This window comes from Larkinella sp. VNQ87 (assembly GCF_049445795.1).
Lineage (GTDB): Bacteria > Bacteroidota > Bacteroidia > Cytophagales > Spirosomataceae > Larkinella.
Map to the genome: position 1 here is coordinate 102,217 of NZ_JBMSDT010000012.1, position 14,408 is coordinate 116,624.

11 protein-coding genes are annotated in these 14,408 nt (G+C 52.6%); 7 read left to right on the forward strand and 4 right to left on the reverse strand.

Annotated elements, in window-relative coordinates; genetic code table 11:
• The first annotated feature begins 64 nt into the window (after nt 1–64).
• Nucleotides 65–1,468, forward strand: coding sequence for a Gfo/Idh/MocA family protein (locus ACO2Q8_RS20860; protein ID WP_423346793.1), 1,404 nt, complete (start codon nt 65–67; stop codon nt 1,466–1,468).
• 120 nt (nt 1,469–1,588) lie between these two features.
• A complete protein-coding gene (locus ACO2Q8_RS20865; protein ID WP_423346794.1) occupies nt 1,589–2,287 on the forward strand; it encodes a 3-keto-disaccharide hydrolase in 699 nt (232 codons plus the stop codon).
• Nucleotides 2,288–2,532: 245 nt separating this feature from the next.
• Here the strand turns inward: ACO2Q8_RS20865 and recA are convergent, their stop codons facing one another.
• Nucleotides 2,533–3,603 (reverse strand): recombinase RecA, encoded by a 1,071-nt coding sequence (gene recA / locus ACO2Q8_RS20870; RefSeq protein WP_423346795.1) that lies wholly within the window; start codon nt 3,601–3,603, stop codon nt 2,533–2,535.
• 296 nt (nt 3,604–3,899) lie between these two features.
• Between recA and ACO2Q8_RS20875 the strand changes: the two genes are divergently transcribed.
• The 3 genes from ACO2Q8_RS20875 (at nt 3,900) to ACO2Q8_RS20885 (ending at nt 6,991) form a co-directional block, all read left to right on the forward strand.
• Nucleotides 3,900–4,877: a hypothetical protein gene (locus ACO2Q8_RS20875; RefSeq protein WP_423346796.1), complete on the forward strand. Its 978-nt coding sequence runs from the start codon at nt 3,900–3,902 to the stop codon at nt 4,875–4,877.
• Between the two features lie 161 nt (nt 4,878–5,038).
• A complete protein-coding gene (locus ACO2Q8_RS20880; RefSeq protein WP_423346797.1) occupies nt 5,039–6,082 on the forward strand; it encodes an aminopeptidase in 1,044 nt (347 codons plus the stop codon).
• Between the two features lie 105 nt (nt 6,083–6,187).
• The gene (locus tag ACO2Q8_RS20885) at nt 6,188–6,991 is read left to right on the forward strand and encodes a DUF3108 domain-containing protein (protein WP_423346798.1); all 804 of its coding nucleotides are present in this window, start codon (nt 6,188–6,190) and stop codon (nt 6,989–6,991) included.
• Nucleotides 6,992–7,005: 14 nt separating this feature from the next.
• Here the strand turns inward: ACO2Q8_RS20885 and ACO2Q8_RS20890 are convergent, their stop codons facing one another.
• The 3 genes from ACO2Q8_RS20890 to dnaA form a co-directional block, all read right to left on the reverse strand.
• Complete coding sequence (locus ACO2Q8_RS20890; RefSeq protein ID WP_423346799.1) at nt 7,006–8,019, reverse strand: hypothetical protein; 1,014 nt, start codon at nt 8,017–8,019, stop codon at nt 7,006–7,008.
• A complete protein-coding gene (locus ACO2Q8_RS20895; RefSeq protein WP_423346800.1) occupies nt 8,016–8,975 on the reverse strand; it encodes a GNAT family N-acetyltransferase in 960 nt (319 codons plus the stop codon). The genes ACO2Q8_RS20890 and ACO2Q8_RS20895 overlap by 4 nt, the downstream gene beginning before the upstream one ends.
• A 106-nt stretch (nt 8,976–9,081) precedes the next feature.
• Entirely contained in the window at nt 9,082–10,491 is a 1,410-nt protein-coding gene (gene dnaA / locus ACO2Q8_RS20900) for a chromosomal replication initiator protein DnaA (RefSeq protein WP_423346908.1), read from the reverse strand.
• A gap of 347 nt (nt 10,492–10,838) precedes the next feature.
• Here dnaA and ACO2Q8_RS20905 point away from each other — a divergent pair, with 347 nt between their 5' ends.
• Nucleotides 10,839–12,209, forward strand: a complete 1,371-nt coding sequence (locus ACO2Q8_RS20905; RefSeq protein WP_423346801.1) for a methylmalonyl-CoA mutase family protein — start codon at nt 10,839–10,841, stop codon at nt 12,207–12,209.
• 9 nt (nt 12,210–12,218) lie between these two features.
• Nucleotides 12,219–14,405 carry a methylmalonyl-CoA mutase gene (gene scpA / locus ACO2Q8_RS20910; RefSeq protein WP_423346802.1) on the forward strand — a complete coding sequence of 729 codons (2,187 nt, stop codon included), beginning with the start codon at nt 12,219–12,221 and terminating at the stop codon, nt 14,403–14,405.
• Nucleotides 14,406–14,408: the final 3 nt, after the last annotated feature.

A 14,408-nucleotide genomic window follows, 5' to 3' on the forward strand; every position in this document is an offset into this window, starting at 1 on the left:
TTTTTTCGTGACCTATTCTAAAAAGTCGTAACTTACAGGCTCCTGAAAACATTCAATCTGCATTATGGAAAACCCTGAACAGGCTCCTTCACGCCGGTCGTTTCTAAAAACACTGGGCCTGGCCGGAACCGCAGCCGCAGCCGTTCCCTCAACCCTTGCCAATGCCGGAACGGCTCCTATGTACCTTAATCTGATCAAAAACCACCGCACTACAGCCGCCAACGAAAAGATTCGCATCGGTTTGATCGGTACGGGCGGCATGGGCATTGGCGATACGCAAACCGCCTTGATGGTGGAAGGCACGGAAGTCGTAGCTGCCTGTGACCTGTACGACGGCCGGTTACGCCGGGCTAAAGAGCTCTGGGGCGACGGCCTGTTTACGACCCGCGACTACCGCCAGGTGATCGAACGCCCGGATGTAGACGTGATCATCAACGGCACCACCGACCACTGGCACGAGAAAATTTCGTCGGACGCCATGCGCAAAGGCAAGCACATTTATTGTGAAAAACCGATGGTGCAAAAGGTCGAAGATGGTCATACATTGATTAAGGTGCAGAAAGAAACCGGTAAGGTCTTTCAGGTCGGTAGCCAGTTTGCCAGTTCGATCATCATTGCCAAGGCGAAAGAATTGCTAAAAGCCGGCGATATTGGTGATCTGGTGTTTGCCGAAGCCCAGTATGACCGGCACAGCGCGATGGGTGCCTGGCAATACTCAATTCCGCCAGATGCCTCACCCCAAACCGTCGACTGGGACACCTACCTCGGCACGGCCAAGAAACGCGAGTGGGATCCGAAGCGTTTTTTCCGCTGGCGGAACTACCAGGACTACGGCACGGGTGTGGCCGGTGACCTTTACGTACACTTGCTGACGACGCTCCACACCATCACCGGTTCAAAAGGCCCTAACCGAGTGTATGCCAGCGGAGGATTACGGTATTGGAAAGATGGGCGGGATGTGCCGGATATTCACCTGGCCATTTTCGATTATCCGCAAACCGCCGAGCATCCGGAGTTCAACCTGACTACGCGCAGTAATTTTGTCGACGGCGGAGGAGGAGGCTACCTCGTCCGTCTGGTGGGGACGGAAGGCGATTTGTCCATTGGTTGGGACAGCCTGACGGTTCGGCGCCACAAACTGCCGAAAGCACCGGGGTTGTCGATCGATAACTTCCCGAAAGATCAGCAGGAAGCGTATTTGAAGGAGTACAACAAACTCTACCCGAACCGCCCCGAAATGGAAGCCCCGCGGGAGATGGTATATAAAACGCCGAAAGACTACAAAGGCGACCGCTATGAGCACTTTGTCAATTTCTTCGACTCCGTGCGGACCAACAAACCGGTGGCCGAAGACGCGACGTTCGGACTACGGGCCTGCGGCCCGACGCTGTGCAGCAACGTCAGTCTGTTCAAAAAGCAGATCGTCAACTGGGACCCGAACGCGATGAAAATGATGAATGCGGTATAGAACAACTGTTTTCAGTATACGGTTTTCAGTTTATAGTGCTGACGCATTCAATAATACTGGTTAGCGTCGGCGTACTGAAAACCGTATACTGAAAACGGAAAACCACAAACCCTCAAAACCATGAAAAAAACAATTTTTGCAATCGGCCTGGTGGCCGGGATGGTGTCGTTGATGAGTTTGTCGAACATAGGTTCAAAACCCGGGAAATGGGTGGCATTGTTCGACGGCAAATCGACCAAAGGCTGGCATAGTTATCTGAAAGATCACGTTGTTGGCTGGAACATTGAAGACGGTACCCTAGCTCCGGACGGAACCGGTGGAGATCTTGTCACGGATCAGGAGTTTGAAAACTTCGAATTCGAATTTGAGTTCAAGATTCCGGCGAAAAGCAATAGCGGAGTGGTTTACAAGGTCATTGAAGATCCCGCCAACAAAGCGACGTACTGGTCTGGTCCTGAATTCCAGGTAATCGACAACAAAGACTATCCATTAGGTGATGGTCAGAAATTGAAAGACAGCCAGTTGACCGGTGCTAATTATGACCTCCAAGGCCCCAGCGACCCCGGTGCTGTAAAACCAGTCGGCGAATGGAACAAAGGTCGCATTGTTGTCAATAACAACAATGTAGAACATTACCTAAATGGCAAAAAGGTAGTAGAATACATCTATGGCAGTGACGATTGGAAGGCCATGGTTGCGAAAAGCAAATTCAAAGAAATGCCGTACGCCAAAGCCCACGCCAAAGGCAAAATTGCACTACAAAGCCACAATCCGAAAGAGAAGGTCTGGTACCGGAACCTTCGAATTCGGGAACTGTAGTTTCATTCAACTCATACGTACTTGTTCAACGGTGTCAACAAAGGTTGACACCGTTTTTCGTACCCACGGACTTTAGTCCGTGTTTTTAGAGTTTATTCTACCTAAATGGTCAACTCAAACACGGACTTTAGTCCGTGGGTACGAAAAAAGAGGTGGTCGGCAACAGCCAACCACCTCTTCATTTGTCAAACAATAATTGAAACACTCTGCTTCAAACTCACTGAATCGACCGCACGGCAGAACGCTTACTCAAGGGTATCTTCATCGTCTGCCGTAGCCCCTGCCGGGTCAACCAGCGCTCCTTCATCGCTGTTGACCTGCGCCCGGATTTTGGCTTCCAGTTCGGCCATCAGTTCAGGATTGTCGAGCAACAGGTTTTTCACGGCATCACGACCCTGCGACAACCGGTTGCCTTCGTACGAGAACCACGAGCCGGATTTCTTCACGATTTCCAGTTCAACGGCCAGGTCAAGCACTTCGCCGACTTTTGAAATCCCCTGCCCGTACATAATGTCGAATTCGATCACTTTGAACGGAGCCGCGAGTTTATTTTTAACTACTTTTACTTTCGTCCGGTTCCCCAGAATATCGTCTCCATCCTTGATCTGCCCAATCCGGCGAATATCCAGACGAACCGATGAATAGAATTTCAGGGCGTTACCACCAGTAGTTGTTTCGGGGTTCCCGAACATCACACCGATTTTTTCGCGCAACTGGTTGATGAAGATACAGCAGCAACCGGTTTTATTGATCACCCCCGTCAATTTCCGCAGCGCTTGTGACATCAACCGGGCTTGCAGACCCATTTTGCTCTCGCCCATATCGCCTTCCAGCTCGGCTTTCGGAACCAGGGCGGCTACAGAGTCGATAACAATGATGTCGATCGCTCCGGAACTAATCAGATGTTCGGCAATTTCGAGCGCCTGTTCGCCGTTGTCAGGCTGAGAGATAAGCAAATTTTTGGTATCGATCCCCAGTTTTTCGGCATAGACACGGTCGAAAGCGTGCTCGGCGTCGATGAAGGCAGCCAGGCCACCGTTTTTCTGCGCTTCGGCGATGCAATGCATCGTTAGCGTCGTTTTCCCCGACGATTCCGGCCCGTAGATTTCAACAATCCGGCCGCGCGGAACCCCACCAATGCCCAGTGCCAGGTCCAGCCCCAGAGAACCCGTCGAAATGACCGGAACATCAACAACTTTGCTCTCGCTCAGCCGCATGACGGTTCCTTTCCCGTAGGCTTTATCCAACTTTTCAATGGTGGTTTGCAGGGCTTTCAGTTTGCTGTCATTAGCCGTACTAACAGGTGCTTGTGCCATGTGATGTGTTTACGCAAAAAATGATTTTTAGTATGTTTAACCTTATAAAATTAGCATTTTATGACCAGATTTGCAAGGCGGGCTTTTAAAATAAACAGTATGATATGAAAGGTATTGTCCGCCGGAAAACCGGTCAAATAGTAACACAAATAAAACATTTATTCTTTAGAAATCCAATCATAACACCAAAAAATGTTTTATTTTTATGTTATTTATATTTTAACTCAAACATATCTTCTGCTCAACTCAACAATCAGGTATTCGAACAGTATGCCCGGTTTGATAGCGTTCGAAAATTGAACTTCCGCGTCCATCTGCTGGGTTTTGTCCGGAACAATGAATACTTCGGGCCCATCACCGATGGCTACACCCTTTTTGGTTATCAGGTAAATCCTCGGGTTGCTTACCAGCCTGCTCCAAACGTGGTTCTGGAAGCGGGCGTATTTCTAAAAAAAGATTTCGGTCAGGAACGGATCACCCAGCTTGCGCCTACCCTCACCATCAAGTTCAAACACAACCGATGGAATTACCTCTTTGGGACGTTGGAAGGGGCCGTAAGTCACCGGCTAATCGAACCACTATACAATTTTGAGCGGCTGTTGCAGCAGCGGCTGGAAAATGGCCTACAAATCCATCACCAGACTGAGCACACGTTCTTCGATTTCTGGATTAGTTATTTGCAAAATACCTTACCCGGTTACACGCGCCAGGAACAGTTTTGGGGCGGTTTTTCGCTGGAGCAGACCATTAGTAAAAGGGACCCGGACAAGCACTGGGCGTTGTCGATCCCGGTGCAGGTAACCGTTTTTCATGCGGGCGGGCAGAACATAAACACTTCGTTGCCGGTTCGCACAGCCGTCAATGCCGCCGGGAGCCTGAGTCTGACCTGGGCGAACAGACTACCCGGTTTCTTCCGATCTGCACGGCTGGATACGTACGTCGTTGGGTATTCAGAACTGGCGGGAAAAAGCGATTCGGGCGGAGCGTTTTACCCCAACCTGACTATCAATCTGAAGCCGCTGACGGTTTTGGTCAGTTACTGGCAAGGCACGAACTACCGCGCCGAACTGGGCGGGTATTTATACCAGAATTATACCCGCCGATACAATAGTGTTTATCAGGAGAAAAACCGCCAATTGCTGATCGTGCGTTTTTTAAAAGACATTCCAATTGCGGGCGGACTTTCGGTGACAGCCCGGTTTGAACCGCATTATGATCTTAAGAACCGGCTCTTTGAGCATTCGGAAGGAATTTATATCAACTTTACCCACTGAAGACGGTACCTTTGTCTATGAGACTGTCTAAAAATGGCATTTACCTGTCTCCGGGCCACCCCCAACCCCTAAAGGGGGCTCAAAACTCCGGATTCAGAAGCCCCCTTTAGGGGGTTGGGGGTGGCTTCAACAAGGAGAATTACAAAATTTAGACTGTCTCTATGATTCGAAAAATCTTTTTGGGCTTTTTGGGGGTATGTATTGTCGTAGGTGTCTGGAACTATGAGCTGGTGAGCTACGGCTGGATGCAGGCGAAGGGTCAGTTCGTCATTTTGTGGAACACCCGACCGGTTGAGGAGGTATTGGCCGATGCGTCTTTTCCCGACTCATTGAAGCAAAAAATAGAACTTATTCAGGAAATCAAGCGTTATGCTGTTGACTCTCTGGGTATTAATCCGTCTAAAAATTATACCACCTTCTACGATCAGCACGGGAAACCGATTCTGTGGGTAGTCGTAGCCTCGGAGAAATACCGCCTTGTCGCCAAAGAGTGGCAGTTTCCGATCATCGGTACGTTTGCCTACAAAGGGTTCTTTGAGAAAGACCGGGCCGATCAGGAGCTGGCAACTCTGAAACAACAGGGCTATGATACGCGTTTAAATGAAGTGTCGGCCTGGTCGACCTTAGGATTTTTCCGCGATCCGATTCTGTCGTCCATGTTAAAACGATCGGAAGGCCAACTGGCTGAACTGATCATCCATGAACTTACACATGGCACCTTGTTTGTAAAAAATAACCTGGAATACAACGAAAACCTCGCCGATTTTGTCGGTGAATATGGCGCGTTGAAATTTCTTACTCAGAAGTACGGGGCTAACTCCCCGGAAGCAACGGGCTACCTGGCAGCCAAACAGTACGGCGAACGTTACGACGAACACGTGTTGCGCGGCACCGGGAAACTCGACAGTTTGTATGCCACCTACAACGCTCAGACGCCCGAACGGGTCAAAGAGGCAACCAAGTGGCAGTTGATTGATCAGATTGTTGCAACCGTCGATACGTTGGACGCGAAACCTTCCGGGACGTCGCCGGTTCCGAAAAAGCGACGGTTTACGAAGGAAAATTTACCGAATAACGCGTATTTCGTGGGCTATAAAACCTACCGGCAGCAACAAAACCGCTTCCGGCGTGAATTTGAAGAGAAGTTTAACAGCAATTTTAACCAGTATCTGACGTATCTGAAAAAGACGTATCCGTCGTTGTAAATCAATACTGTTCGGTTGAACCGGCTTTTTTGGCGATTCATCCCGATGGAATGATGAAGACCAATCTCTAATCCTGAACTTTGCGGGGTCTGGTGTTACGCGCTTATGAAACGAGTCATCCTTATCCTATCCATCCTGACCACGGCAGCCTTGTCGCAGGTTGCCCTGAAACCGGATAATGCCTACCGACGGGTGAACAACACCAGTTTCGGAGCGGGTGAGCATCTGGAGTATAAAGTCCATTACGGCATTTTCAACGCGGCCGAAGCCACAGTGGATGTCGCACCGACGGTGTACAAAGTCAACGAGCGTCCCTGCTACCGGGTGAACGTCTACGGCCGAACCGTGGGCGCTTTCGACCTCATCACCCGCATCCGGAATACCTGGCGGTCGTACATCGATACCACGGCGATTTTGCCCCAGAAATTCTTCATCCACATCGAAGAAGGCAATCACCGCAAGGAAGAAAATGTCACATTCAACCATTTTGCCAATACCGTTCGTTCGGAGGAAAAGACCGAAAAAGACGTTTTCAAGGTGCCCGAAAACGTTCACGACGTAATCAGCGGTTACTACTTTCTACGGACGATCGACTTCAACCGCGTTCACCCCGGCCAACTCATCGAAGTCCCGGCCTTTTTTGACGACAAGGTGTATAATATGAAAGTCCGGTATCGGGGAAAAGAAACCATTAAGACCAAATTTGGCCACATCAACGTTCTCAAAATCAACCCGGTTTTGCCTGAAAACAAACTCTTTAAAGGCGAAGATGCCATTCGGATCTGGGTGTCGGACGACGGAAACAAGATCCCGGTGAAAGTAGAAGTAGACCTGTGGGTCGGCGCGATGGAAATGGACCTCAAAAGCCATTCCGGCCTGCGCAACGAACTGCGGTTTTTCAAACGTTAACGTACGCCCGGACTTTAGTCCGTGGCTTTTCTGCGAGTTAAAAAGCCACGGACTAAAGTCCGGGCGTACGTCAGCCATTTCGGCAGGTGGTTGTAGGCTATTTCGGAATACGGTTTTGCCTCGGCTCCGAAACTCTGGTAATACGCCTTTACCGACTCGGCCCCCACTGCCGGGCTTTCAAAATCAAACGCCAGCGCGGTTCCGGCAAACTCTTCGATCAGCCGGTCGATCAGCCAGAGCCGGGCCTGCTGCTTTCGCCCCACCACCGACGCGCCGTTGAACAGGTAAACGATCCGGTCGCGGTCCAGCACGAATAATCCGCCGGCTTCGGCCGTCTCGCTGTCGGGCTTCCGGGCCAGCCAGATTCGGGCCAGTCCCCGGCGGTACAATTCATCGCAGGCATTGGCAAACCGGTCGTAGATGGTTAAATCCAGCTTGATGCCGCCCACGGCTTTTTCTTCGTTATACTGCCGGTGGAGTTGGATCAGCGCCCGGACGTCCGGGCGCTCTTCCACGCACCAACCCGTGTTTCGCGCCCGGTTGAGATTAATTTTGCGATCGGTGGCATACACTTCAAAAAGCGCTTTATACGGTTTGTCCAATGGCAAGAGATGATTTTCCCGTTTCAAAACCGAAAAACCGTCAGGAAAGAAAAGCTCCTCCTCGTTCTTTTCGTTGAACCGGTAGGAAAGTACCCATTTAAACTGTCGGGTCAGTTGCGCCCAGAATTGGGGCAAAACCGGCTGTAAAGCCAACCCTTGCTGACTGAAAATACCGAGTTGCTGGCAATAATCGGGTTGGTACACGTACCGAATCCCCCATTTTTTTCGGTAAACAACTGGCATCACGGCCACATACTTCCCACCGGATTCGGCAACGATCCCACCCCAGTACGGCGCCCGCGGTCCGGTGGTCAGGGCGTCCAGGTACCACGAAAAACCGTAGAAGAGTCGTTGAGTCGACGTACCGACGCAATTGTCCCAGCCAACGAGGTCGAGGTCCGGGCGGTCGAGGTAACGGATCGTCATCGCGGCAATACGTTTTGGTGTAACCATTTTTTAACCCAGTGCAAAAACCGCACTGGGCCCAGCAACCGGTTGCTGACCAGCCGAACGTACGCTTCCGGCTCCGCACCAAAACTCCGGTTGAAAGCCGCCAGACTTTCAACTTCCGGGCTTTCAAAATCAAACAGCATTGGCTGTTCGGCATACTCCCGAATAAACTGATCCAGAATGACGGTCCGGGCGTTGCCTTTCCGCCCCTGCGGGCTGGCCGAGCAGAACAGGTGAATCACGCGGTTTACATCCGTCAGCAGCAAACAACCCGCTTCGATCTGCCCGTTTTCTGATGCTACCCGGATACGAACCTGCTCCCGTTCCCGCAAAACCGCTACCAGATTCCGGAGCTGATCGTAAGCCTGGGGCGCTACCCGCCCGATTCCGACCGTGTTGTACCTCTGAAACAGGTCGATCAGGGGTTGAATCTGGTCGCTATCAGCCACTTCCCAGTTATGTTGCAACCCGCGTTTCAGGTTAACTTTCCGGTCTTTCGAGTATCCGGAGGTCAGTTCTTCATACGGTTTTTGCAAATTCAATACATGGTTGGTCATCGATCTCAACGGCCCCCACTCCGCTGACAAATGCGTCGCATTGGCGGCCTGAAACTGGTAAGCCGGAATATAGCGGATGTGCTGCTGAAGGGTTTGTAGAAAACGGTCCAAAACCGTAGCATCGGGCGTTTCATTGGCGGCAAAGACGCCCAACTGATGACAGAAAAGGGGCTGAACCAAGGCTTTTACGCCGTACCGCGTCCGAACGGGCAGCGGCATCACGCGCTGATACTCCCCTTCGACCAACACCGCCCAGTTGGGAGAAACCACGTCCAAATACCAGGAAAAGGCATAAATCAGGCGTTGCGGGGAGCGGGCAATACAGTGGTCGTAGGCCTGCGTGTCGATCTGGTGCCGGGGAAGGTAGCGAATCAACGATTTACGGTTTTGACGTACCCACGGACTTTAGTCCTTGTGAGTTTAAATTACCATTTAGATAGGTTAAACTCCCAAAACACGGACTAAAGTCCGTGAGTACGTCTTATTTCAACGAGCTTTTCAGCTTCTCGACGGTTTCGCGGATTTGCGGATTATTACTGACTTGATCGCTGATGGTCTGGATGGCGTGAATGACTGTGCTGTGGTCGCGCCCACCAAAGTGGTAGCCAATCGACTTTAGTGAAAGTTCCGTTTGTTCTTTGGCCAGGTACATCGCAATCTGACGGGGAAAAACCGTTTCTTTCTTACGGCTTTTGCTCTTCAGATCAGCCACGGTTACCTTAAAAAAATCGGCCACAACATCCTGTACCGTATCGATGGTGACCTCCTTGTCCGAATCGATGACGATGTTGCGGAGGGTGCTGCGGGCCAAGTCAAGGTCGATTTCCCGGCGGTTGAGCGATGCCTGCGCCATGAGCGAGACTATGACACCTTCCAGTTCCCGCACATTGGTGTTGATGCTGTGGGCCAGGTATTCGATGACGTTGTGCTCGATAAAAATCCCCTCCGATTGCAGTTTTTTCTGAATGATGGCCGTCCGGGTTTCCAGATCCGGCTGTTGCAAATCCGCCGTCAACCCCTGCTTGAAGCGCGACTGTAACCGGTCCTGCATGCCCTGCAAATCGCGGGGGGCGCGGTCGGAGGTCATGATGATCTGCTTCTTGCCGCCGTGCAGATGATTGAAAATATGGAAGAACGTTTCCTGCGTTTTTTCTTTCCCGGCCCAGAACTGTACATCGTCGATGATCAGCACGTCGACCTGCATGTAAAAACTCATGAAGTCGCGCAGTGAATCGGTTCGGATGGCGTTGATAAACTGGTTCGTAAACTTTTCGGAGGAAACGTACAGAACAAACTTGTCCTGGTTGTTATTCTTGATGTAATTGCCAACCGCCTGGACGAGGTGCGTCTTGCCCAGCCCAACCCCGCCGTAAATCATCAGCGGATTGAAGGCCGTCGTCCCCGGATTCTGAGCGATGGCAAACCCCGCCGAGCGGCCCAGCCGGTTGCAGTCGCCCTCAATGAAATTGTCGAAGGTATAAGCCGGATTTAAGTACGAGTCGAGTTGCAGCGAATCGAGGTCCTTCATTTCGAACGGACTCTTCAGAATGTCCGCATCGACGTTGTCGGGCTTGGCGGTTTGGGGCGACTTTGTCGTCGGTACGTTGACCGTCAGCGGTTTATTCCCCTCATCGCCTTTGTCGACAATGATGGAATACTGCAATTGCCCGTGGTGACCAATGGCAAAATCGAGTGCTTTCCGGAGCAGATGCACGTAGTTCTCCTCCAGCCATTCGTAGAAAAACTGGCTGGGTACCTGGATGGTCAGTTCGCTGCCGTGCAGGCGCAGAGGAACGATCGGTTCGAACCAGGTGCGAAAACTCTGGTCCGGGATGTTCTCCTGGATGACCTGCAGGCAACGGTTCCAGACCGTCACTGCTTCGCGCTGTATGCCGGATACGGGTACGCTCACGTTTACATTTCGCCAATTCAAAAGCCAATTGCCAGTCGGCGCTCAGCCCGGTGGGTGAAAAAAGGGAGACAAAAGTAGAAAAAAAATCAGAGCCGACAAGCTTCCCCGTCAAACTCCGGAAGGATAAAAGTAAAGGCATTTTTCGAGCGGGTCAATACAGTAAAATAGATTATCAAAATAATGCAACACGACCGTGGATACGAGTTACGTCTGCTATGGCGTTACCCGAAAAGACCTAACTTTGATACTGGATGCTAGATACTGGATTTCCGGTGCCTTTTATCAAGCATCCAGCATCGAGTATCCAGCATCCAGCCCATCCAGCCATGACCGAATTGAACATAAAAGCCCTTTTTTCGCCCGTTACGAAAGCCCAGTGGACGCAGCAGGTAGTAGCCGACCTGAAAGGAAAACCGTTTGCATCGTTGCAACGGCTGACGCCGGACGGTTTTGTAACGGAACCCTTCTATACGCCCGAAGATGTTGATAATCTGACAGTTTCCAAAAACCGGCAAGCGCTTCAACGGACGCCGGGCTGGCTGACTATGCCGACGGTCCGGTTGACTACTGAAACCGATGCCAATGCGGTTTTGCGCGATACGCTCGCGAAAGGAGCCGATGCCCTTTGGCTGGACCTCAGGCATTCAAACGTGGCTGACCTCGACTGGGCGCGACTGCTCAACGGCCTGAAGCTAAGCGACACGCCGGTCTGGTTCCGGACCGAGGGACACTCCGGGACACTGGTCAATCAGCTGAAACCGTTGCTGCCCTACCAGCTTCGGGGCGGTCTGGTCGATGAGCCAATGGCCCATTTGCTTCAAACCGGCGACGACCCAACCGATGCGCTGACCCAACTCGCCCAAGCCACGCGCCTGACACTGGACTCGCCCCAGTTCCGGACGCTGACCATTGGCAGCCACGTTTTTCACAACGCCGGGGCCACAGCTTCGCAGGAATTGGCCTTTACGCTTAACGCCTTGGTCGAACTGTATGACTACCTGACCGACAATGGCTTATCCATCGCGCAACTCTTACCGAAAACCATGCTTTCGGTGTCGGTCGGCACGAGTTATTTCACCGAAATTGCCAAACTCCGCGCCCTCCGCATCCTCTGGCAGCGGCTAATAGTTCATTATTCGGTATTCGATATTCACTATTCATTATTCCTTCACGCCCAAACGTCCACCTTCTACGACGCTGCGGCCACGCCCGACACCAACCTCCTCCGGGCCACTACCGAAGCGATGGCCGCCGTGATCGGAGGCTGCGACGCCTTGACGGTGCATCCGTACGACGCTGTTTTTCGCGAACCCGACGAATTTTCCATCCGAATTGCCCGGAACGTGTCGATTTTGCTGCAAGAAGAAGCCCATCTGGACAAAACCACTGACCCGGCGGCTGGCTCATATTACCTTGAAACGTTGACGCAACAATTGGTCGAAGCCGCCTGGGCGTTGTTTCTGGACGTGGAGCAACGGGGCGGTTTGCAGGCGGTTTTTCGAAGCGGTTTTCTGCAAAACGAAATCGAGATAGCGTATCAGGCTCAGGTGGAAGCCGTAAAAGCCGGGCGGATTCTGGTGGGCGTCACCCGATTTCGAACGGAAGAAGCCGGTAACTCCAGCCTTGCTAACCACCCAACGGCTCCGGACAAACCGGGTTTGCTTCTGGATCGACGCTTAGCCGCAACCTTTGAATAAAGTCATCGTATGCGCCCCCATTTTAATACCTCCCCCCAGACATTCCTTTCGGACGAGTCGGCGAGCAGGAAAAACGCTGCTTCACGCCCCCAGCCCTTTCCTACTGCCGAAGGCCTCCGGATTAAACCGCAGTACGAAGCCGCTGATCTCGCCAACGCACAACACCTGGGCTCCGTGGCCGGGATTCCACCGTTTCTGCGCGGGCCGTACAGCAGCATGTACGTGACCCAGCCGTGGACCATCCGCCAGTATGCCGGTTTTTCGACCGCCGAAGCCTCCAACGCTTTTTACCGCCGAAACCTGGCCGCCGGGCAAAAAGGGCTTTCGGTGGCTTTCGACCTGGCGACGCACCGGGGCTACGATTCGGATCATCCGCGCGTGGTCGGTGATGTGGGCAAAGCCGGGGTAGCCATCGATACCGTCGAGGACATGAAGATCCTTTTCGACCAGATTCCGCTCGATCAGATGTCGGTGTCGATGACGATGAACGGGGCGGTTATTCCGATCATGGCGTTTTACATTGTGGCTGCAGAAGAGCAGGGAGTCTCGCCCGAAAAGTTGTCGGGCACCATCCAGAACGACATCTTGAAGGAGTTCATGGTGCGCAACACCTACATTTACCCGCCCGAACCGTCGATGCGGATCATCGGGGATATTTTCGCCTACACCAGCCGGTTTATGCCCAAGTTTAATTCGATCAGCATCAGCGGCTACCACATGCACGAAGCGGGCGCTCCGGCCCACCTGGAACTGGCCTACACGCTGGCCGATGGGCTGGAATACATCCGCACCGGCCTGAAAGCCGGGATGAATATCGACGAGTTTGCGCCCCGGCTGTCGTTTTTCTGGGGCATCGGCATGAATCATTTCATGGAAATTGCCAAGATGCGGGCTGCGCGGGTGTTGTGGGCCACGCTGGTCAAGCAATTTGAGCCTAAAAACCCAAAATCACTGGCTTTACGAACACACTGCCAGACCAGCGGCTACAGCCTGACCGAACAGGACCCGTTCAACAACGTGGCCCGGACCTGCATCGAAGCACTGGCCGCGGTGTTGGGGCATACGCAGTCACTGCACACCAACTCGCTGGACGAAGCCATTGCGCTACCGACCGATTTTTCGGCCCGCATTGCCCGAAATACGCAACTTTATCTGCAACACGAAACCGATGTCACGGCGGTGGTCGATCCCTGGGGTGGTTCGTATTACGTCGAGTCGCTGACCGATCAGTTGATTCAGAAAGCCTGGGCGCTGATTCAGGAAGTGGAAGCGCTCGGCGGCATGACCAAAGCCATCGAAACCGGTCTGCCCAAACTCCGCATCGAGGAAGCCGCTGCCCGCAAGCAGGCCCGCATCGATGCCGGAAAAGATGTGATTGTGGGCGTGAACAAATACCGCCCGGAATCAGAAACGGAAATTGAACTGCTGGAAGTTGATAACCAGGCCGTTCGGGAAGCACAGATTAGGCGGATTCACGAGGTAAAGGCCAAAAGAGATCCGGAGAAAGTCGAAGCTGCCCTACAGGCGATTTTTCGATCCTCAACTACATCCAAACCTGCGCCCTTACCCTCTGCCCAATCCCCTCTGCCCAACACCAACCTCCTCGCCCTCGCCATCGAAGCCGCCCGGCACCGGGCCACCTTGGGCGAAATTTCGTACGCTCTGGAAAAAGCATTTGGCCGACACAAAGCCACCATCCGCGCCGTGTCGGGCGTCTACTCCGCCGAGGTGTCCGACGATGAAAATTTCCGCCTGGCCCGCCAGTTGAGCGACCGCTTTGCCAAACTCGAAGGGCGCCGACCCCGGATTTTGGTGGCAAAAATGGGCCAGGACGGTCACGACCGGGGTGCGAAAGTGATTGCCACCAGTTTCGCCGATCTGGGTTTCGATGTGGATATGGGGCCGTTGTTCCAGACGCCGGAGGAAGTGGCCCGGCAAGCGGCCGAAAACGATGTGCATATTGTCGGCGTGTCGAGTCTGGCGGCCGGGCACAAAACGCTGGTTCCGCAACTGATCGAGGAGTTGAAGAAAATCGACCGAGCCGACATTCTGGTGATTGCCGGGGGCGTGATTCCGGCGCAGGACTACCAGTTTCTGTATGACGCCGGGGTGAAAGGCGTTTTCGGACCGGGGACGGTGATTTCGGTCGCGGCTCAGAAAATTCTGAAAGAACTCATGCCGGAGTTGGACACGTAATAA